Origin of the sequence: Nitrosococcus wardiae (assembly GCF_004421105.1) — a bacterium.
Lineage (GTDB): Bacteria > Pseudomonadota > Gammaproteobacteria > Nitrosococcales > Nitrosococcaceae > Nitrosococcus > Nitrosococcus wardiae.
This window is the reverse complement of record NZ_CP038033.1, coordinates 414,330-432,950: the sequence shown is the minus strand read 5'-3', so window position 1 is coordinate 432,950 and position 18,621 is coordinate 414,330. Positions and strand designations below refer to the sequence as shown.

General features: G+C 52.3%; 20 protein-coding genes and 1 other RNA gene. 9 read left to right on the top strand and 12 right to left on the bottom strand.

What is annotated here, in order from left to right:
* Positions 1-17: 17 nt before the first annotated feature.
* Complete coding sequence (locus E3U44_RS02165; protein WP_134356453.1) at positions 18-260, bottom strand: hypothetical protein; 243 nt, start codon at positions 258-260, stop codon at positions 18-20.
* Between the two features lie 308 nt (positions 261-568).
* Between E3U44_RS02165 and E3U44_RS02155 the strand changes: the two genes are divergently transcribed.
* Positions 569-1,033, top strand: a complete 465-nt coding sequence (locus E3U44_RS02155) for a hypothetical protein (protein WP_134356452.1) — start codon at positions 569-571, stop codon at positions 1,031-1,033.
* Between the two features lie 30 nt (positions 1,034-1,063).
* Here the strand turns inward: E3U44_RS02155 and E3U44_RS02150 are convergent, their stop codons facing one another.
* The 11 genes from E3U44_RS02150 to E3U44_RS02100 all read right to left on the bottom strand — a co-directional run bounded on the left by E3U44_RS02150 (position 1,064) and on the right by E3U44_RS02100 (position 11,020).
* Entirely contained in the window at positions 1,064-1,825 is a 762-nt protein-coding gene (locus E3U44_RS02150) for a TIGR01458 family HAD-type hydrolase (RefSeq protein ID WP_134356451.1), read from the bottom strand.
* A gap of 184 nt (positions 1,826-2,009) precedes the next feature.
* Entirely contained in the window at positions 2,010-2,585 is a 576-nt protein-coding gene (locus tag E3U44_RS02145) for an ABC-type transport auxiliary lipoprotein family protein (protein WP_166804982.1), read from the bottom strand.
* 54 nt (positions 2,586-2,639) lie between these two features.
* A complete protein-coding gene (locus tag E3U44_RS02140) occupies positions 2,640-3,644 on the bottom strand; it encodes an MlaD family protein (protein WP_134356449.1) in 1,005 nt (334 codons plus the stop codon).
* Positions 3,629-4,414 (bottom strand): ABC transporter ATP-binding protein, encoded by a 786-nt coding sequence (locus E3U44_RS02135; RefSeq protein ID WP_134356448.1) that lies wholly within the window; start codon positions 4,412-4,414, stop codon positions 3,629-3,631. Before E3U44_RS02135 ends, E3U44_RS02140 begins: the two co-directional genes overlap by 16 nt.
* A gap of 2 nt (positions 4,415-4,416) precedes the next feature.
* On the bottom strand, positions 4,417-5,544 hold the full coding sequence (locus tag E3U44_RS02130; RefSeq protein ID WP_240761695.1) for an ABC transporter permease: 1,128 nt from the start codon (positions 5,542-5,544) through the stop codon (positions 4,417-4,419).
* Positions 5,545-5,611: 67 nt separating this feature from the next.
* Positions 5,612-5,926, bottom strand: coding sequence for a putative signal transducing protein (locus tag E3U44_RS02125; RefSeq protein WP_134356446.1), 315 nt, complete (start codon positions 5,924-5,926; stop codon positions 5,612-5,614).
* Positions 5,927-5,995: 69 nt separating this feature from the next.
* A complete protein-coding gene (locus E3U44_RS02120; protein ID WP_420812601.1) occupies positions 5,996-7,402 on the bottom strand; it encodes an FAD-binding oxidoreductase in 1,407 nt (468 codons plus the stop codon).
* Positions 7,395-7,994: a division/outer membrane stress-associated lipid-binding lipoprotein gene (gene dolP, locus E3U44_RS02115; RefSeq protein ID WP_134356445.1), complete on the bottom strand. Its 600-nt coding sequence runs from the start codon at positions 7,992-7,994 to the stop codon at positions 7,395-7,397. Before dolP ends, E3U44_RS02120 begins: the two co-directional genes overlap by 8 nt.
* 3 nt (positions 7,995-7,997) lie before the next feature.
* On the bottom strand, positions 7,998-8,588 hold the full coding sequence (locus E3U44_RS02110; RefSeq protein ID WP_134356444.1) for a phosphoheptose isomerase: 591 nt from the start codon (positions 8,586-8,588) through the stop codon (positions 7,998-8,000).
* Between the two features lie 128 nt (positions 8,589-8,716).
* Positions 8,717-9,088, bottom strand: coding sequence for a YraN family protein (locus E3U44_RS02105; protein ID WP_134356443.1), 372 nt, complete (start codon positions 9,086-9,088; stop codon positions 8,717-8,719).
* A gap of 3 nt (positions 9,089-9,091) precedes the next feature.
* Complete coding sequence (locus tag E3U44_RS02100; protein WP_240761694.1) at positions 9,092-11,020, bottom strand: penicillin-binding protein activator; 1,929 nt, start codon at positions 11,018-11,020, stop codon at positions 9,092-9,094.
* 50 nt (positions 11,021-11,070) lie between these two features.
* On the opposite strand from E3U44_RS02100, the gene rsmI reads away from it, so the two are divergent.
* From rsmI to E3U44_RS02055, 8 genes are all read left to right on the top strand, one after another.
* Positions 11,071-11,928 (top strand): 16S rRNA (cytidine(1402)-2'-O)-methyltransferase, encoded by an 858-nt coding sequence (rsmI, locus tag E3U44_RS02095; protein ID WP_134356442.1) that lies wholly within the window; start codon positions 11,071-11,073, stop codon positions 11,926-11,928.
* Positions 11,929-12,395: 467 nt separating this feature from the next.
* A complete protein-coding gene (locus E3U44_RS02085; RefSeq protein WP_134356440.1) occupies positions 12,396-13,553 on the top strand; it encodes an RNA-guided endonuclease InsQ/TnpB family protein in 1,158 nt (385 codons plus the stop codon).
* A gap of 146 nt (positions 13,554-13,699) precedes the next feature.
* The gene (locus tag E3U44_RS02080) at positions 13,700-14,620 is read left to right on the top strand and encodes a cation diffusion facilitator family transporter (RefSeq protein WP_240761693.1); all 921 of its coding nucleotides are present in this window, start codon (positions 13,700-13,702) and stop codon (positions 14,618-14,620) included.
* Positions 14,621-14,635: 15 nt separating this feature from the next.
* Positions 14,636-14,986, top strand: an RNA gene (rnpB, locus tag E3U44_RS02075) — RNase P RNA component class A.
* A gap of 220 nt (positions 14,987-15,206) precedes the next feature.
* Complete coding sequence (gene mraZ / locus E3U44_RS02070; protein WP_134359630.1) at positions 15,207-15,656, top strand: division/cell wall cluster transcriptional repressor MraZ; 450 nt, start codon at positions 15,207-15,209, stop codon at positions 15,654-15,656.
* A 9-nt stretch (positions 15,657-15,665) separates the two neighbouring features.
* Positions 15,666-16,619, top strand: a complete 954-nt coding sequence (gene rsmH, locus E3U44_RS02065) for a 16S rRNA (cytosine(1402)-N(4))-methyltransferase RsmH (protein WP_134356439.1) — start codon at positions 15,666-15,668, stop codon at positions 16,617-16,619.
* A gap of 16 nt (positions 16,620-16,635) precedes the next feature.
* Entirely contained in the window at positions 16,636-16,908 is a 273-nt protein-coding gene (gene ftsL, locus E3U44_RS02060; RefSeq protein ID WP_134356438.1) for a cell division protein FtsL, read from the top strand.
* A gap of 3 nt (positions 16,909-16,911) precedes the next feature.
* Positions 16,912-18,615, top strand: a complete 1,704-nt coding sequence (locus E3U44_RS02055; protein WP_134356437.1) for a peptidoglycan D,D-transpeptidase FtsI family protein — start codon at positions 16,912-16,914, stop codon at positions 18,613-18,615.
* The last annotated feature ends 6 nt before the right edge of the window (positions 18,616-18,621 follow it).

Below are 18,621 nucleotides of genomic sequence, written 5' to 3'. Positions count from 1 at the left end.
AGGGAGGAGGTTCTGATTTAGAGTCCGGTATAGATAGATTGTCCGTCAACCTCCTTGAGGGTATCCAGACGGATAATTTCGCCTGAACCTAGCACAGCAAACTCCTCTTTATGCTTGGTGTAAATATCAGCGATAGTATCAAATGTTTCAATGAGCTTGCCATCAGCGGTTTGGTAAACAATCCGGCACTGTTTGCGAAGCGTGGCGAGAGCTTCAAGGTGATCATGAAAATTACAGTTTATGGGGACATAATCAGTCATGTTTATACACCCTCGTAATAGAAGTTCTTTTGGAGGCTTTTTCGCTAGGCGTGCATGCCATAATACCTGCAGGGGTGGAATTGCGACGCAGCAGTGCTAGAGAATATTGATAGCACTGTTCTAGAAGATCTTCTGTCCTGCGATGCTCCGGGTTTAAAGGTGGCATCCTGTCTTCGCTCCTTATTTTTTCCTTATAGGCGCTTTCGTGAATCTGCCGAGAAGTTAGGCGCGGGGAATCTAGAATTTGGCTTAGCGAAAGCTATACTTTTGTATTTTAAAAAGTAAGGATTTTCAAGGGGAAAATGACCATGAAGCGACTAGCCTTCTATGCCGTGGGGTTTGCCTGCCTCGCCTTGGGGATAGCTACCCCGGGCTGGGCTGAGGAGACTCGTTGTCTCTCTATTAGCGGGGCGATTGCCGGGAGCATCGTTGGACCCACTTCTGTGCTGGGCACAGTCACCGGCTCCCTTCAAGGAGCCACCCAGGCGACCATTACTAAGCAGGAAAAGGGCGAAGACAGAGTAGATTTGGAGCTAAAACATATTTTTGTGACGAAAAGCCGCGATACTCTCCAGACCAGGGATAAAGCCCTGTGGATCCCTATCCCTGGCAGGACTGGAGTGTACCATATGAGTACCCAATACAAGGTGACCGGGGGCACGGGAAGGTTTGCTGAGGCGACGGGGACCTTTAAGAACCACGGAGAGGCGGATACCCATCGGGGTCTAGTGACTCTGGCTTATAGTGGTCAAATCTGTGGTGTTGCGCCATAGGGATTGAGGGAAAGTCGAGCCGTGGGTTTTTTATGAAGAATTCAAAACCCAGTCTACGGCTTCCTCAATATTATTTTGGAGAACGGTGCCAGGCGGCTGGATAGTGGCCTCGTCGCCAGGATGGTACTTGCCGGTTTTCACCAGTACGCCCTGGAGGCCTGCTTTCAGCGCCCCTTCCACATCGGCTTTGGCATCATCACCGACCATGATTACTTCTTGGGGAAGACAATTGAGGCTGTCTACTGCACTGTGAAAGAATTCTTTTGCCGGTTTGCCTAAGATGATCCCTTGAGTATTGGCGGCATATTCTAGGGCCTTAAGGAAGGGACCTGCATCTAAGCTTAACCCCTCGGCTTCTTGGAAATAACGGTTATTTCCCACTGCCAGCAGGGGGGCTCCGGTAAGCAGCACCCGAAAAGCTTCATTCAGTCGCGGATAAGTAAAGGCATGACCGGCATCTCCGAGCACTACGGCGTTGGGTTCGGTTTGGGAAAAACCGGCAAATTCAGGCGTTAAGTCAGGATGAACCACCAAGTAGGGGCGGAGTTGATGAGTTTCTAAATAACGGCGAATTGCCAATGGTGCGGTGAAAATTTCATTGATTGAAATGTCAAACCCCATACCGCTCAATTTAGTGTAGATGGTGCCTCCCGTACTGCGGGAAGTGTTGGTAAGATAGCGCACCGGTAACCCCGCCTCCCTCAGTCGCGCCAACGCCTTGAGTGCTCCAGGTACTATCTGTTGACCCACATAAAGGACACCGCTTAAATCAAGCAGAACGCCTTTAATCATTGCATGCCCTCATACTTAGCCTGGATTTTTCACCACCAAGACACAAAGGACACGAAGGTGAAAGAATCTCAGTCAGTTGGGAGAGACTAATGGAGATATTAATCTCTAATGAAGTAAATTGTTCTAATGCATCTAAGTTTATGATTTCTTTGGAACTTTGTGGTGATCTCATGAATTATCCGGGTTAGCGCTTCAAATAGGCCTGAGTACAAAAAGCCACCAACTCCCCAAGAATGCGCTCTAAAGCGCGGTTCAGGGCGATGACTCCGCCGTAGGGTCCCTCTTCAGGTGCAGGCTCCTGGGCCTTAAAAATCCGACTAGCAATTTCCTCACCCCTGGCAAGGTCAATGAGTCGGGCACGAAGGATCAGGTGACTTTGGCTAGGTTGGTCTGAGAAATCTTGTACCAGACGGAGGATTTCTGTATCTAATCTTAGTTCAGCCAGTATCCGCGTGTCACCGGGGGCAACACTTTGAAAAAGCCCGCTAGCTTCTAAGGCATTGACAAGAATCGGTTTTAACATGCGTCCAGGGGTGTCAACCCACTGGTTGCGACTAAAGTAATCTAGCTCATAGGGTTTGCGGGTATAGGCGATCTGAGGGGTGCCATAGCCGGCTGCCGCCTGGGGCGTGGAAACTAACAAGGTTAATCGAGTGGGAGAAGCAGCTGTTTGAGGGGGAAGTTGGGGCGCTAAGATGTAAGTCCGAACGGGGCCGGACTGCTCTGGGGACAGGGTACAGCTAGAAAGGATGATGATCATGATTAAGCACAACCCTCGGTAGGGTAGTTGGCATTTTGATGGGGAGAGCATGGGTTATTCTCCCGGTCCAAGGTGATTAGGAGGTGAACCAAATAATAGGGTGCGAGGATTTTGTTCCACCTGTTGGCTAAAGCGTTCCAGATTGCGGGTGACACGCTCAAAGTCATTAAGCAGTTGATTGATGCGGGGCAAAGTACTTTGAGTGAATAGTCGAAATCCTTGCTCTCCGTCCCGGAGCAAGGTTTCCAAGCCCTTGGCTGTCCTCTCGATGGGACGTAAACTGCGCGAGGCTTGTTCTACCAGAATAGGAAGCTGCTTGCTGGCCTTTGCCCCTGCTTCCAGAATGGTCACTAAATCTTCAATTGCGGTTTCTAACTGAGATCCGTGTCCCGCAAGGCGTGCCGTGAGGTACTCGGTATTGTGGAGTGTTTTTCTCAGTGCCTGTTGGTTTTCTTGGTTAGTCGCTAAATCCGCTAAGGCTTTGCTGAGACGTTCAGCATTGCTTAAGGTTTCAGCAAGGGCTTGCTGGTTTTGCTCGATGAGTACGGTGTTAACGCTTTGGGCGATACGGCTCAGATCGCCGGCCACCCCCGTCAGTTCGGTCAATAATTTGGTGAGTGCCGTATCTAGTCGCATGAGAAGAGAAGGTCCCGTCTGGATCACAGGATAAGGTTGGTCCTTTTCCGCCTGGAGGGTAGGGGAGTCTTGAGTTCCCCCTGTTAGCTCCACATAGGCGATACCCGTGAGGCCATTGGAGGCCAGGATAGCGATGGTGTCTTCTTTGATGGGAGTGTCTTGCTCGATAGCTAGGGTTAGGCGGACTCGTTCAGGATTTTGTTTATCCAATTCAATGGCCTCAACCCGTCCAACGTCTACCCCTCGGTATTTCACCGCAGCATTCATGTTAAGCCCGGCCACCGATTCCCGCATATAAGCCAGGTAGGTTTGATAATTTTTGGTTACCGGGGCTGCGCTGAGCCAGAAAATTATAGCCGTCAGGGCAATTGCCAGCAGAATGGTAAAGAGGCCAACCAACATGTAATTTACTTTCGTGTCCATGCACTCTCCTGGGCGGTACGACCCCGAGGCCCTCTAAAGTAGGCCTGGAGCAAGTGATGTTCCGAGCGGGCCAGTGCTGCCACAGTATCTAGGCCTAGAAGCGTTTTCTCTCCTAGAAATGCTGCTCGGTCGGTGATCCGCCATAAAGAATCCAGATCATGGGTAACGAGAACCACGGTGAGATTAAGGGAATCCCGCAGATCAAGGATGAGTTTATCTAAGGCCGCAGCGCTTACCGGATCTAAGCCAGCGCTGGGTTCATCCAAAAATAACAGTTCTGGATCTAACGCCAGTGCCCGTGCCACGGCCGCTCGCTTAATCATACCGCCAGAAAGTTCTCGGGGATATTGAGTCGCCGCTTCTAGGGGCAGGCCTACTAACTTAATTTTATGCAATGCCAGTTCGGTAATGAGTTGTGAGGAGAGCGGAGTATGTTCTTTTAGAGGAAGCGCAACATTTTCCAATACGGTTAAGGAGCTGAAGAGGGCTCCTTGTTGAAACATCATTCCGAAACGGGCCTGAAGGTGTGCCGCGCAGGTCTCATCCAGCCTTCCCAACTCTTCCCCAAAGATCCGGATAGAGCCTGCCGAGGGCGAGGTTAGCATGATAATTTCCCTAAGCAGAGTAGATTTGCCGGAACCGCTTCCCCCGACAATGGCAAAGATCTCGCCCCGGTAGACCTCCAAACTAATCTCCTTATGAATCAGTGCTGTGCCAAAACGGGTTTCCAAATTTTGGATTTGAATGACGGGTTCTTGGGTCCTGGGCATTATTAGATTCCAAGCCAGCTAAAAAGGATGGAAAATGCAGCATCGGCAATAATCACCAGAAAGATGGCTTGGACCACACTGGTAGTTGTATGCCGGCCTACGCTTTCGGCGCCCCCGCCCACCCGGAAGCCTTGATAGCATCCCACGGTGGCGATAATGACGGCAAAAACAGGAGCTTTCCCCACGCCGATTACAAAGGAAGAGAGGGGGACCACCTCCGGGATACGTTGAGCGAACTCCTGGAATTCCACCTCCAACAGGGCCTGGGACATTACCATGCCACCGAAAATGCCCACCATATCAGCGAATACGGTCAATAGGGGCAGGGCCAATACCAGTGCAAAGATCTTGGGTAAGACCAATTGCTCCATGGGAGGGATACCCAGGGTGCGCAGAGCATCAATTTCTTCGGTGACCTGCATGGTCCCGATTTGGGCGGTGAAAGCCGAGCCGGTCCGCCCGGCAATAATGATAGCGGCCATCAGGGGGGCGAGTTCCCGCACCATCGTGAGGGTGACCAACTCCACAATAAAAATATTGGCACCATAAGTGCGGAGTTGGATACCCCCTTGGTAGGCAAGGACGACGCCAACCAGAAAAATCAAAAGACCCACAATAGGGAGTGCATTGATTCCCGCAGTTTGCAGATTACTCAGGAAGGGGCGCCAGCGAATCCGGGAAGGGTGGGTCATGCTGCGGAGGAAATAGAGGAGGGTTTCCCCAATAAACGCTAAAAATGATAAGGCTTCTTCCACATGGGCCCAGGTTAAGCGGCCTATTCTCTCCAGTATGCCAGGTGGGGAGGCGGTGGTGAGCCGTTGGCTAGTGCTGCTGACTTGAATGAGTCGCAACAGTTTCTGCTGTTCCTGTCCCAGTCCTTTGCAGGGAATAGGCCGGGTTTGTTGCTCGAGATCGGCAATGAGACGCTGTAATAACCAAGCGCCGCCCGTATCCATCTGGGTGATGCCACTCGCATCTACCGCTTGCACAGGAGGGTGCGGTTGGGAGAGAGGTAGGGTTTGCTCTAGCTGACTGATGCCATAGAGGGTCCAAGCGCCCAAACAATGTAAGGTGGAGGTGGCTGAATCATATTCGAGGCGGGCAGGGTTGGCAGCCGTTTCAGGTTTCATGGTGAAATTGCCCATTATAAAGTCATGGGATTGGCACCAAAGGGCTATACTCTCTAGTCTGCAATGCTTAGAGAATGTTCTCGTTAGCCCGATATTCGCCACAATTCCAGCATCGGTCAAACTGCCCTTCCAGTGATTCGTTACAACGGGGACAAGTCCACAGTTGCTGATCGTCCTCAGCCCCATTTAAAAGCCGGGAGGCCTCCCTGTAGTGTTTCTCCTCGGTCAGCCAAAGTTCTGGCCAACATTCTGTAGGGGGCAGCTCCCCGGCTGCACCGCTAAGGTTTTCATTTTTGATGACACAACCGATGCCGTGGGACTCCAACAAATTTTGGAAATGTCTCACTAGCAAAAGATTCGGTGCGCTATAAATCAGTTTCAATGCTCCATCCTTAGCTTTCAGGTTAATCGAACATCAATAGGCCAGGATATGGATGCCAATCATTAAAACCTAAGTCAATGAGTTTAAGGGGAGCGTCTTTTGCGGGTTGAGTATCCCGCGGGGATCGAATTGGGCCTTAAGGCGTCCCATCAGGTTGAGGGTAGTGGCATCGATCTCTCGAGCCACGAAATCCCGCTTTTCCAACCCTACCCCGTGTTCCCCAGAAAGGGAACCATTGAGACTTAAAACCAGCTCAAACACCTGTTCTAGACATTTTCCTGCCCGCTCCATTTCGAGAGGATCATCAGGATTAATCAATAGATTAACATGAATATTACCGTTACCCGCATGGCCAAAATTGACAATCGTGATGGCAAATTCTCTGGCTAGGCGTTCGAGGCCCCCAATCAGTGCAGGCAGATGGGAGACGGGGACCACCACATCTTCATTGATCTTTTTGGGCGCTAAGGTCCGTAGAGCAGGCGAAAGAGCTTTGCGGGCGGACCATAACTGGGCAGCCTCTTGGGGAGTGTGGGCGGCAACTATCTCTAAAAGTCCAGCATTGTCAGCCGCTTGCTTGATTTGAGTGATGGCCTCTTCCATTGCTGCAGCGGGACCATCCACTTCAATCATGAGCAGCGCGCCTGTCCCCGTAGGTAAAATTACGCCGCCTTGCGCTTGGGCTAAGGTTACTGCTTGGCGGTCCATGAATTCCAGTGCACAAGGGGTGAGAGGCTGGCTCATCAGCGTTGCCACAGCCTGTCCTGCGCTTTCCGTATCTCGGTAGGTGGCGCGAAGGGTTCGCTTCGCTTCGGCTAGGGGCGTTAATTTGAGTGTTGCCTCAGTAATAATGGCAAGGGTGCCCTCAGAGCCGATCAGAAGGCGAGTGAGATCGTAGCCGACGACTCCTTTAGTGGTATAGCTGCCGCAGCGAATCTCTTCTCCGGCACCGGTAACAGCTCGAAGGCCAAGCACATTTTCCCGGGGGGTCCCATATTTTACCGCCCGTGGACCTGCAGAGTTATAAGCCAGATTGCCGCCTACGGTACAGAAAGCCGCACTGGTCGGATCAGGAGGCCAGAAAAATCCCCGTTGCTCGGCTGCTATTTGGACCTCTTGGTTGGTAACGCCCGGTTCCACGATCATCGCGCGGTTAACGGGGTCGATGAGGCGAATGCAGCTCATGCGCTCTAAGGAAAGGACTAGACCGCCACTGATTGGAACTGTTGCTCCCGTAGTTCCAGTGCCCCGCCCGCGGGGAATGAGGGGGACGTGGACATGGTTGCATAGGCAGATAATGTCGCGGATTTCCTCATGAGTAAGGGCAAAAACTACCCATTGGGGTAGGGCATGCCGGCGACTATTGTCATAGCCATAGGGCCAACAGTCAGCCGGATCGAAGCGAACCCGCTGTTCTCCTACAATCTGAATAAGATTTGTCAGGAATTCCTGGGTAGTGACAGAAGGGCTATTCAAGATCAGTTTCGGGTAAATACTCAAAAATTTTGACGACCCGTTGCACCCCTTGGGTATGGCGGGCTATGGTAGTGGCTAACTCAGCTTCCCGAGCGGTGACGAGTCCCATCAGGTAAACCGTACCCCGCTCGGTGACTACTTTGACTCGAGTAGGATTAACGCCTTTCTCAGCGGCTATTTTGGTTTTGACTTTGGTGGTGATCCAGGAGTCGTTGGAACGGGACACTAGGGAACTGGGGGCCAGAATGTCCAATTCATTATAGATTTGCTTAATATTAGGAATGGGTTGGATAAGTTCTGTAGCTCTTTTTTTGAGCTCCTGGTTAGGGGTTTCGCCCGTTAATAATACCATTCCATTATAACTGGTGACATTGATATGAGCACTGTCATGGAGGACTTCGTCGTTTCGCAGGGTTGCGCTGGCCTTAAGCTCAATGCTTTGATCATCAATGACAGTACCAAAAGTGCGGCGGTCATAGGCGGTGGAAATACCAGTTGCTGCCCCAGCAACGACCCCGGTAGCGACAACAGCAGCACAACCTTGGAAAAGGACTGCGAAACAAAAGAGCACAATAGTGAGAGAGGATTTCATGAATTATTTCTCCGGCCACAAACCATGGTCAAGTAAGTCGCATAGGCAGTGAAGCACGAGCAGATGTACCTCCTGGATGCGGGCGGTATTGCGGGCGGGTACGCGGATTTCCACATCCTGGGCCGTCAGTAAAGGCGCAATTTTACCGCCATCGCCCCCCGTCAAGGCAATGATCTTCATCTCCTGGGTATGAGCCGCTTCGACTGCACGAACCACATTGGTGGAGTGACCACTGGTGCTTATTGCCAGCAGGAGGTCCCCTTTATTGCCTAAGGCTTCGACCTGACGAGAAAAAACAATATCATAATGATAATCATTAGCAATAGAAGTAATGGCGGAAGTATCGGTGGTCAAAGCGATGGCGGGCAAGCCGGGGCGTTCCCGCTCAAAGCGGTTGATGAGTTCTGAGGCAAAGTGCTGAGCATCCGCAGCGCTACCGCCATTACCACAGCTTAAGATTTTATGGCGGTGCTGGAGGCTGTCCAGCAGATGTTGACTAGCGCGCTCGATACAGGGAGCCAGGGAACTCATGGCTGATAATTTAAGTTGGGCGCTGTTGAAGAAATGTTGTTCAATGCGTTCTCGGGCGTTCATTATGGTTTTGGCAGAAATTGTTGGGTGTTGTGGGCTAGTCTGGGGGCACAAGCATATTTTTCGTCCATAAAATTAAAGGAGTAGTTAATCATCCCTCATTCTGCGGTGCCTGCCTTGAATTTTTCTGATTACTCTAATCGAAAGGCATCCTGCAACCAAACAATGTCATTATTCCCCTGCTGGGGAGTGATGCCGACGACATCAAAGCGACAGGGCTTACTGTGGGTTCCTCCGGCTTGTTGCAAATAGTGTTGTGCGGCTGCAATGAGGCGAGCCTGTTTGGTGGGAGTAATACTGTCTATGGCACTCCCAAAGCGTCCCTTGCGGCGGCAGCGTACCTCAATGAAGACCAGATGCTCTCCGTCTTCCATGACCAGATCGATCTCGCCAAGACGGCAGCGATAATTGCGTTGGGTCAGGCGCAGGCCCTGAGCTTGAAGATAATGGCAGGCTAACTGTTCTGCCTGCTGTCCCTGATTATGGCGAAAGCTTCGGGTCATGGTTTAAGGGGCTGGCTTAATTGTAGGTTGGGGCCGTCCTTTTTTAAACTGAGCCCAATTCAACTCACGCCGCAAGCGCTGCTCAGCGTCCATACGCAATCTACCCGTCGCCCCCTCAAAGGTCATATCCTGAACCTGATGGAGAGCATTTAAATGAGGGATGATTCGGTAAGCATCGGAACCCAAGGCGTAGAGACGCTTCAACCGCTCGAAGTTCTCTGGATAAACAGCGGCCAGGCTTTGATAACTAGGATCATCTTCCATGCTATCATTGAGCACCCAGGGAATGTCACTGAATATCACGTTGTCTAAGTCGAGATCCCGTTCTGGATCCGGGTAGCCGGTATAGATATGGGAAGAACTGTAGACAGGCAAATCCTCTGCCCGGTAGAACTGAAGTTGAGGAATTAAGAGGCGTGCCTGCCGCGGGAAGGCGGCAAGGAAGACAAAATCAGCGTCATGGCGCCGCTGGGGTTCGAATGTCAGTTGACGGTTAAGCCACTCTCGAAGTTCCCGATGGCGGGATTGACTTTCATCAATGTTGAGCAAACGTTGAATCAGAAAGGAGTAGTCTTTCTTTTCAGGATCATAAGGTTGAACCTCCAATAATGAACCTCCCAGCTCTTCCCAACGTTCAGTAAAAACTTCTCTTACCCGCTGACCCCACTCGGTATCTGGAATGAGGGCCAGGGCATTGTGGTGACCGTCGCGCCAGGCCCGCTCAGCGACCCCTTGGGCTTCATCTTCTGGAGACAAGGCCAATTGATACAGGCTTTCTACGGGGTTATGGGATTTTTCTAAGTAATTAAGAGCCAGCGTGGGGAGTGGCAGAGCTCCGACTTCGGCAAGCTGCGCCAGTGATTGTTTCGTTAGTGGCCCTACTACAAAGTCGGCGCCTTCGGCTTGGGCTTGCTGATAAACTTTATAGGCATTGCTGACGCTGCGCTTGGGGTCGACTTTGACCCCATAAAAGCGAATGATGGGAGTCCAATCGCTGTTATCACTGTAGTAGGCGGCAAAAAAGCCGTCTCGTATTGCTGCGGCAGAAGCCGCAAACCGCCCTTTGATGGGGAGCAGTAGGGCAATGGTGGTAGGTTGGTAAGGCGCAGTAGGAAGGGTGGACATTTCGGCCTGAAGCAATGCCAAGGAAGCAGGATGTCCAGGGTAGCGTTCCCGCCAGCGATCAAGGGCTTGCTGTAAGCCAAGGGGATTCAATTGGTAGCGCTGAAAAAGTTGGGCAAGCTCCAGCCAACCACGGAGCGCATTGGAGAGGGATTCTTTGCGCAAGCGCTTCAAGGTGTCAGGAGAGAGGTCCATCAGGGTGCGCCAAAGGGCGCGCTGATTCTCCTGCAGGGCCTGGGCATCGGATAGTAGGGGTTCTAGTTGGACCCGCTCACGGGCAGCGGCAAGGGGATTGTCTGCAAGCTCATAGGCCTCTGCCCAGAGCCGGTGAATGGTGGCCTGCTGTTCTAGGCTGGGCTCCAGGGCTTGGATGCCTTTTAGGAGAGACAAGGCCCGTTTTGTTTCCCGTTTTGCTATGGCTAGTTGAGCAGCCAGAAGGCGGTAGCGAAGCTTCAATGCCGGTTCCAAGCTCTGGGGTACGATGTCTTCAAGAAGTTCTTGCGCCTCTTGCCATTGATTACCTTGGAGGAGGGCGGCAGCGGCACGTAATTGATAATCTTGGCGTTGCGGCGGCGGGGCTTCAGCCGCTAGCCTGATGTACTCTGCGGCTGCAGCAAGGTAGCGTCCTTCGGCTGCCAGCGCTTCGGCTTGGGCAAGCGCCGAGAGTTTCTCTGGGGGAGGCTTGGAAGGGAGTGCGCAGGCGCTAAGCCCCAGGATGATGGCAAGCCCCATTAACGGAAGATAATGACCTGTGCTTCGTAGAAAAATCACCATAGAAGTAATGAAATACATTCCAATCAATGCGCTCAAAATGAATAATATTAACCGCTACCTGTAGCGTAGGCTAGAGAGAGCACATCATGATGGCCGATAAACGGGGTACTTTGTATGTGGTAGCAACACCTATTGGTAATTTGGGAGATCTAAGCCCCCGGGCTCAGGAGATCTTGCAGGATGTGGATTTGATTGCTGCCGAGGATACCCGCCATAGTGCGGGATTATTGCGCCATTTTGGGATTACCACAGCAATGATTTCGTTGCACGAGTATAATGAACGGCAGCAGGCTGAACTCTTGATTACCCGTTGCCAGGAGGGGCTTTCGGTGGCGCTTATCAGTGATGCGGGGACTCCGCTGATTAGTGATCCCGGTTATCGAGTCGTTCGGCAGGCACGGCAAGTAGGGATATCCGTGGTGCCTGTGCCTGGCCCTTGTGCTTTGGTGGCTGCTTTGTCTGTGGCCGGATTACCCTCTGATCGCTTTGTATTCGAGGGCTTTTTGCCGGCTAAAAGTGGTGCTCGACAGAATCGATTAGAGCAACTCGCGGATGAAACTCGCACGCTGATCTTTTATGAAGCGCCTCATCGTTTGTCGCAAACTCTCCAAGCGATGGTGGAAGCATTTGGCCAAGACAGAGAGGCCGTGGTCGCCCGAGAATTGACCAAGCGCTATGAGACGGTCCATGGGGACTCCCTTTCTGCCCTTCTCACCTGGGCAAAGCAGGCGCCAGAGGCGGGCCGGGGGGAACTGGTGTTGTTAGTACATGGGGCGAAAAAAAAACAAGATGCTCCCCGGCAAGAGGCCTTAAAGGTATTGCTGCCCCTAGTGGCCGCTTTACCTTTGAAGCAAGCGGTGGCCCTCGCTACTGAAATTACCGGATTTAAGAAAAACCACCTTTATCAGCTAGCGCTGGAGTTGCGTGCCACTCAGGAGGATTAAGTGATTTCGGCGTGGCGATCAATAGGCGTGGAGGGGCAGCGGCCGGGATTTTCTCCAGTAGTTCTTTGGGTTGGCTATTTGAGTCTGGTTTTAGGGTCGCTTACCTTGGCCGCAACTTATGAACTCCAAAGTAGGCTCCTTAATCGAGAAATTGCTACAGGGTTGGCTTTGATTGCTTTATGCTGTTTCGTAATATTGTGCTTTGAAGGAGCACAAGGAAGTGCGACGACCTCCCAGCGAGGGTGCGAAGCGTAGCGGCGCATCGAGCGCGAGGGCTGTATTACTTGCGTTTCGCCATGAATTCGCGTTTCACGGCTTCCCAAAGAAGCGTCTCTATTAGATTGGATAGGGGCCGATTCTGTTGCTTTGCCATTTCTACTAACTTGGCCCTTAGTTCTGGGTCGATTCTCATATTGACGGTTTCTTTCGCCATTGTCGCCTCGCGTGGTTTGTGTTACTATGCAGTTATGGTAACACAACGCGCCTATAAATTCAGGTTTTATCCTACGCCCACGCAAAAGCGGCAATTGACGATTGAATTTGGTCATACCCGCTTTGTATGGAATTGGGCGTTGGAGACCCGAACGAAGGCGTATAAAGAGCATGGCGAGTCGCTGAATAACCTCAACCTCAGTCGCCAATTGACGGAACTTAAAAAGACGGAGTGTTCGTGGCTGAGCGAAGCGACTGCCGGTTGCCATATCCAGAAATTGAGGGACCAGGACACGGCGTTTAAGCATTTCTTTGCCGGTCGGACCAAGTATCCCCGCTTTAAGACGCGCCACCAAGCTCAGTCGGTGCGCTATCAGTTGGACCAACGCCATGTAGAAAAGAATTTCAACGCCAAAAGCCAGCGGTTGAAACTGCCCAAACTTGGTGCGCTGAAGCTGAAATGGTCCCGGCGTATAGGCGGCATCCCCAAAATGGTGACGGTCAGTAAAGACCCGGCTGGCCGTTATTTCGCCAGCATGGCCTGCGAGGTGGAGATTGCCGCGCTGCCTACCCGCAAGAACGCCGTTGGCGTGGATGTGGGGATTAAGGAGGTGGTCATCACTTCCGAGGGGTATAAATCGGGCGCACCTAAGTACACCTATCACTCTGCCCGTCAATTGAGGATGGCGCAGCGTCGATTGAGCAAAAAGAAGAAAGGGTCCAATCGTCGCCGAAAACAACAGCAACGCGTGGCGCGTATCCATGCCCGGATAGCGGATAGCCGCCGGGATTTTCTGCACCAGCAATCCTCGAAGCTGATTAACGAGAACCCAGTGATTTGCCTGGAGGATTTGAACATCAAAGGGATGTTGAGAAATAGTCGCCTGAGTAAAGCCGTTGCGGATTGTGGTCTGTATGAGCTTCGCCGGCAAATGGAGTACAAGGCCCAATGGTATGGCCGGGAAGTGTTGATCGTGGACCGCTGGGCACCGACTAGCAAAGCGTGCTCTGAGTGCGGGACTATTCACGAGTCCATGCCGCTCAAAGTTCGCGAGTGGGTTTGCCCTGATTGCACTACCCGCCACGATAGGGACATCAACGCGGCTATCAATGTTTTGAATTTTGGTACGGCGGGGAGTGCCGGAACCGATAAAGCGCGTGGAGCGGTAAAGACCCCAAGGGCCGTGGCCTAGCCACCGTCTGAGGACTGCTGAGAAACGCGAATTTGTCAGACTGACGAGGTGAGGAGGGACCGAGCCGCAGTCAGTCATGGCGAAACTCCAAGTTGCAAATGACAATAAGATTTCAAACTGAACATCCACTAGAAAAGCCAATCCCTATGGGAGAGACCGTTCCACCTTATGACAGTGCCCGGATGATGCGGCAGGTTACCTATGCCGCGGTATCGGTGGCACTGATTCTTGTTGTGATTAAGTTAGGAGCCTATTGGGTGACAGGTTCCGTCGCCATGCTCTCCACTTTGATTGATTCTGTGCTAGATGTAGCGGCCTCATTTATCAACTTACTGGCGGTGCGTACAGCGCTAACGCCTGCTGATCGGGAACATCGTTTCGGTCATGGTAAGGCTGAACCCTTGGCCGGGTTAGGTCAGGCAGCCTTTATCACGGGATCTGCTCTTTTTCTAGCTGTAGAATCCATCAGGTTGCTATGGGCGCCGCAGCCGGTGGCAAACGGTGCCCTGGGTATAGGCGTAATGGGGGCGTCCATCCTCCTGACGCTTGCTTTAGTCTATTATCAGCGTATCGTAATACGTAAGACGGGTTCTCTGGCTATCAGTGCCGATTCGCTCCATTACACAGGGGATGTGTTCGTCAACCTAGGAGTCATCGTGGCCCTCGGGTTAAGCACCTTCTGGGGCTGGTCTCTCGCGGATCCATTATTTGCGTTGGTTATTGCGGCCTATATTCTGCGGAATGCCTGGCAAATTATTTTCCATTCCCTGAATCAGCTCATGGACCGGGAGCTCCCGGAAGAAGAACGAGCGCAGATTGCCCAACTCGCCTTATCCCATCCTGAAGTACTCGACTTCCATGATCTCCGGACCCGGGCTGCTGGCCAGGATGTGTTCATTCAATTTCATCTAGGGGTCGATGGCCGGCTAAGCTTGCAGCGGGCTCACCAGATCGGAAAGGAGGTGGAGGCGAAGGTACTTAACAGCTTTCCTCAAGCAGAGATTATTATTCACCATGACCCCATGGACAAAAACGAAGAGGATTCGGGAGGCAGGATTAATTTTTGAGTATAATTATGAATTAGAGACGACTAGACAGCCGCGTTATCTCTTGGGATAGCGAGGAAAGTCCGGGCTCCACAGGGCAGGGTGCCAGGTAACGCCTGGGAGGCGTGAGCCTACGGAAAGTGCCGCAGAAAACATACCGCCTAAGTGCCTGCGGGTGCCGGTAAGGGTGAAAAGGTGCGGTAAGAGCGCACCGCGCGGGTGGCAACATTCCGCGGCAGGGTAAACCCCACTCGGAGCAAGGCCAAATAGGGGAACCAAGGTGTGGCCCGCACCGTTCCCGGGTAGGCCGCTTGAGATGTACGGTAACGTGCATCCTAGATGAATGGCTGTCCATGACAGAACCCGGCTTATCGGTCGTCTCAACCCTTTCGCATTCTTTCCTATTTGTTTGTTATCTAGCTTCAGCCTCTTTCCTAGCATTCCTGCTTAATCTTTTGATTTAAAAAGATTTGTTAATCTGTACGGAGAAAACTTAAAGGAAACTCTTAAGTCTCTGTTGACACCCTGTGGCGTGCACCCCTACTATGTTGCTGGGTGGGATGAAGTGGGCCAAAGTGGGGTGAGTGGCCCGTTCAAGGGGCAGGCATTGTTTCGAGGGATAACAACACTCAACCTGGATGCCAAAGGCCGGTTGTCCATACCAGCTAAATATCGCCGGCGGCTAGGCACCTATTGCGATGGTAAAGTTGTCGTGACGGTTGATTTACTGGATCCCTGTTTGCAGTTATATCCCCTACCCGAGTGGGAAGCTGTAGAGCAGAAACTGATTGCCCTGCCTTCCCACAACCGTCAGGCCCGGTATATCAAACGTCAACTTATCGGTCACTCGGTGGAGTGTGAGCTCGATAGCCATGGTCGCATTCTGTTGCCGTCAGAGTTAAGGGTACGTGCCGACCTCAAGAAGAATATTACCCTAGTAGGACAGGGGAATAAGTTCGAACTTTGGGATAGCAAGGTTTGGGAGCAGCAGATGACAGAAGAGGAGACGTTGGCAGGGGAAGAGTTAGCCCGGGAACTTGCTTTACTAGCACTTTGAGGCAAGAAAATGGCCCCTATAGATGAAGAGGAAACCTTAGCCCACCAGCCCGTGCTGTTGCGGGAGGCTATCCAAGCTTTGGCCATCCGCAGAGATGGTCTGTATGTGGACGCGACTTTCGGCCGTGGTGGACATGCCCAAGCGATCTTGGATGCATTATCCAGCGAGGGGCGTCTGTTGGGTGTGGATAAGGACCCCGAGGCGATTGCCGCAGGCCGTGCTTTAGCCCAGCAGGATAGGCGTTTTTCTATTGTTCAGGCTTCCATTGGGGAATTGGCACGAGTGGTGGCAGAACAGGGTTGGCTGAAAAGGGTAAACGGGGTGTTGTTTGATCTCGGTGTTTCCTCTCCACAGCTTGAAAGTGCCAAGCGAGGGTTTAGTTTTCTGCAGGATGGACCTTTGGATATGCGCATGAATCCGTCGGTAGGACAAAGTGCAGGTGAATGGCTGGCTAATGCGACTGAAAAAGAGATCGCGGCGGTTCTCAAAACTTATGGAGAGGAGCGTTTTTGCCGACGCATTGCCCGAGCTATTGTTCAAGCCCGAGAAATCAACCCCTTGACTCGAACGAGACAACTGGCTGAGGTCGTGGCCAAGGCCAATCCAAGTTGGGAGCCTGGTAGGCATCCTGCTACCCGGTCTTTCCAAGCGATACGCATTTTTATTAACAACGAGCTGGAGGAGTTGCGCGCTGCGCTTGAGCAGGCGGTGGCAGTCCTGGCAGTAAAGGGCCGTTTGGTAGTGATTGGTTTCCATTCTTTGGAAGATCGAATGGTCAAACGTTTCTTTAGGCAAAAGTCTCGAGGAGAGAATTTACCTCCAGATTTGCCGGTCATGCAGGACCATTTTCAGGCCAGTTTGCAAGTGCTGGGTAAGCTGATTTGGCCGACTCCCGAAGAAGTTTCTCAAAATCCGCGGGCCCGCAGCGCGCGACTACGGGTGGCGGAGAGATCGGCCCATTAGCAGAGGGCATGTTTTAATGACATCGCTGCAGTGGCTGCTAGTGGGGGGATTAATTGTGTTGGTCTTAGGCTCGGGAGTGTCTGTTGTTTATGTCAAACACGAAAACCGCAAATTGTTTATGGAATTACAAGGCCTCTATAAAGCAAGGGACCGATTGGATGATGAGTGGGGACGTTTGCTTCTGGAACAAAGCACCTTAGTGGGGCAAGGACGGGTAGAACGCTTGGCTCGGGAACGGCTTGAGATGGTGGTGCCGGGCCCGACTGAAGTCGTGATTGTCAAACTATAAACGATGAGCCGAAGGCGCGATAAAGGTTACCCCGCTCGCTTGTGGGTGGTAGGCCTTGTTTTTGCTGTGGCTACAGTAGGACTTGCCTGGCGCCTGGTTGAGTTGCAAGTGCTTGACCGTGATTTCCTGCGAGGAGAGGGTGAGGCCCGCCACCTTCGAGTTGTGGAAGTGCCTGCCCATCGGGGCATGATTACCGATCGCCACGGCGAACCCTTAGCCGTGAGTACGCCCGTAGCTTCAGTATGGTTCAATCCCCCACTGCTGCGTGAAGCTAGAGAGCAGCGGCCGGCCTTGGCGAAAGCGGTAGGTGTTTCTACGGCTTACCTGGGTCGTCGAATAAAAGAAGGGGATGGGCGGGAATTTGTTTACCTGAAGCGTTGGGTTGAGCCGGATGTGGCCCGCCAAGTACAAGCCCTGGATATACCTGGCGTTAATCTCCAATCTGAATATCGGCGTTATTATCCTGCCGGGTCTGTGGCGGCCCATGTGGTGGGGTTTACAAATATCGATGATCGGGGGCAAGAAGGTCTAGAGCTGGCTTTTGACAAGACCCTGCAAGGGGTTCCCGGGAAAAAGCGGGTTATTCGAGACAGCCGTGGGCGGGTCGTAGAGGATGTGGAAAATCTGAGAGTACCTCGACCGGGGCAGGATTTACGCTTAAGCATTGACTTGCGGCTCCAGTATTTGGCCTATCGGGAGCTCAAAGCAGCAGTTCGGGCACACAATGCTCGCGCTGGCTCATTGGTGATTTTGGATGTGGGCACCGGTGAAGTTTTGGCGATGGTCAACCGGCCTTCTTATAACCCTAATGATCGTTCTCAGTTGAAGAGCCATTTGTATCGTAATCGGGCGGTAACCGATTTGTTTGAGCCTGGCTCCACCATCAAGCCTTTTACGATAGGGGTAGCGCTAGAGTCCGGAAAATATTATCCCCATACTCCTATCGATACCACTCCCGGTTACTTCCGTGTAGGGCGCCATGTTATCCGTGATATTCGCAACTATGGTCGGGTGGATGTCAGTACCGTTATTAAGAAATCAAGCAACGTGGGTGCAAGCAAAATTGCCCTGAGCCTCGACTCTCAGCGACTCTGGCAGGGCTTTGCCCAAGCGGGGCTGGGGGCTTCAACAGCGAGTGGCTTTCCCGGTGAAGCAGAAGGTCACTTGCCTGATCCCTTTTCTTTTCGCCAAATAGAACAAGCCACATTGGCCTTTGGCTATGGTCTTTCATTAACCACATTACAGCTAGCTCGGGCCTATGCTGCTCTAGGAACAGGGGGGGAACTGAAGCCAGTCAGTTTTCTTTATCAGGAGCAGGCCGTCAGCGGACGTCAGGTGTGGTCCGAGAGTACGGTGTCTGCCCTGCTATCTATGCTAGAGGAAGTGGTCAGCGAGGGGGGGACGGGAGAAAAAGCCCATGTTCCCAGCTACCGGGTGGCGGGTAAAACGGGAACGGTGAAGAAAGCGATTCGAGGAGGGTATGCCGATGAGCGGTATGTTTCATTGTTTGCCGGCCTTATCCCCGCAAGCCGGCCACGGCTAGCAGCTGTGGTGCTTATCGATGAACCCCAGGGGAAAATTTACTATGGGGGACAAGTCGCGGCGCCTGTTTTCTCTCGAGTGATGATAGGGGCGATGCGGTTACTGAATATTGCGCCAGACAACTTGCATCCGCTGCGTTTAGCTGAGCGGGAGAATACGGGATAAGGGCAA

What these genes read in the sequence shown, in the direction of transcription:
- rsmI (WP_134356442.1), top strand. Translation starts at nt 11,071, where the DNA reads ATGATGGCCGATAAACGGGGTACTTTGTATGTGGTAGCAACACCTATT.
- E3U44_RS02130 (WP_240761695.1), bottom strand. Translation starts at nt 5,544, where the DNA reads ATGAAACCTGAAACGGCTGCCAACCCTGCCCGCCTCGAATATGATTCA.
- dolP (WP_134356445.1), bottom strand. Translation starts at nt 7,994, where the DNA reads ATGAAATCCTCTCTCACTATTGTGCTCTTTTGTTTCGCAGTCCTTTTC.
- E3U44_RS02165 (WP_134356453.1), bottom strand. Translation starts at nt 260, where the DNA reads ATGACTGATTATGTCCCCATAAACTGTAATTTTCATGATCACCTTGAA.
- E3U44_RS02110 (WP_134356444.1), bottom strand. Translation starts at nt 8,588, where the DNA reads ATGAACGCCCGAGAACGCATTGAACAACATTTCTTCAACAGCGCCCAA.
- E3U44_RS02055 (WP_134356437.1), top strand. Translation starts at nt 16,912, where the DNA reads ATGAGCCGAAGGCGCGATAAAGGTTACCCCGCTCGCTTGTGGGTGGTA.
- E3U44_RS02140 (WP_134356449.1), bottom strand. Translation starts at nt 3,644, where the DNA reads ATGGACACGAAAGTAAATTACATGTTGGTTGGCCTCTTTACCATTCTG.
- E3U44_RS02155 (WP_134356452.1), top strand. Translation starts at nt 569, where the DNA reads ATGAAGCGACTAGCCTTCTATGCCGTGGGGTTTGCCTGCCTCGCCTTG.
- E3U44_RS02150 (WP_134356451.1), bottom strand. Translation starts at nt 1,825, where the DNA reads ATGATTAAAGGCGTTCTGCTTGATTTAAGCGGTGTCCTTTATGTGGGT.
- E3U44_RS02080 (WP_240761693.1), top strand. Translation starts at nt 13,700, where the DNA reads ATGGGAGAGACCGTTCCACCTTATGACAGTGCCCGGATGATGCGGCAG.
- E3U44_RS02105 (WP_134356443.1), bottom strand. Translation starts at nt 9,088, where the DNA reads ATGACCCGAAGCTTTCGCCATAATCAGGGACAGCAGGCAGAACAGTTA.
- ftsL (WP_134356438.1), top strand. Translation starts at nt 16,636, where the DNA reads ATGACATCGCTGCAGTGGCTGCTAGTGGGGGGATTAATTGTGTTGGTC.
- E3U44_RS02085 (WP_134356440.1), top strand. Translation starts at nt 12,396, where the DNA reads ATGGTAACACAACGCGCCTATAAATTCAGGTTTTATCCTACGCCCACG.
- E3U44_RS02145 (WP_166804982.1), bottom strand. Translation starts at nt 2,585, where the DNA reads ATGATCATCATCCTTTCTAGCTGTACCCTGTCCCCAGAGCAGTCCGGC.
- E3U44_RS02135 (WP_134356448.1), bottom strand. Translation starts at nt 4,414, where the DNA reads ATGCCCAGGACCCAAGAACCCGTCATTCAAATCCAAAATTTGGAAACC.
- rsmH (WP_134356439.1), top strand. Translation starts at nt 15,666, where the DNA reads ATGGCCCCTATAGATGAAGAGGAAACCTTAGCCCACCAGCCCGTGCTG.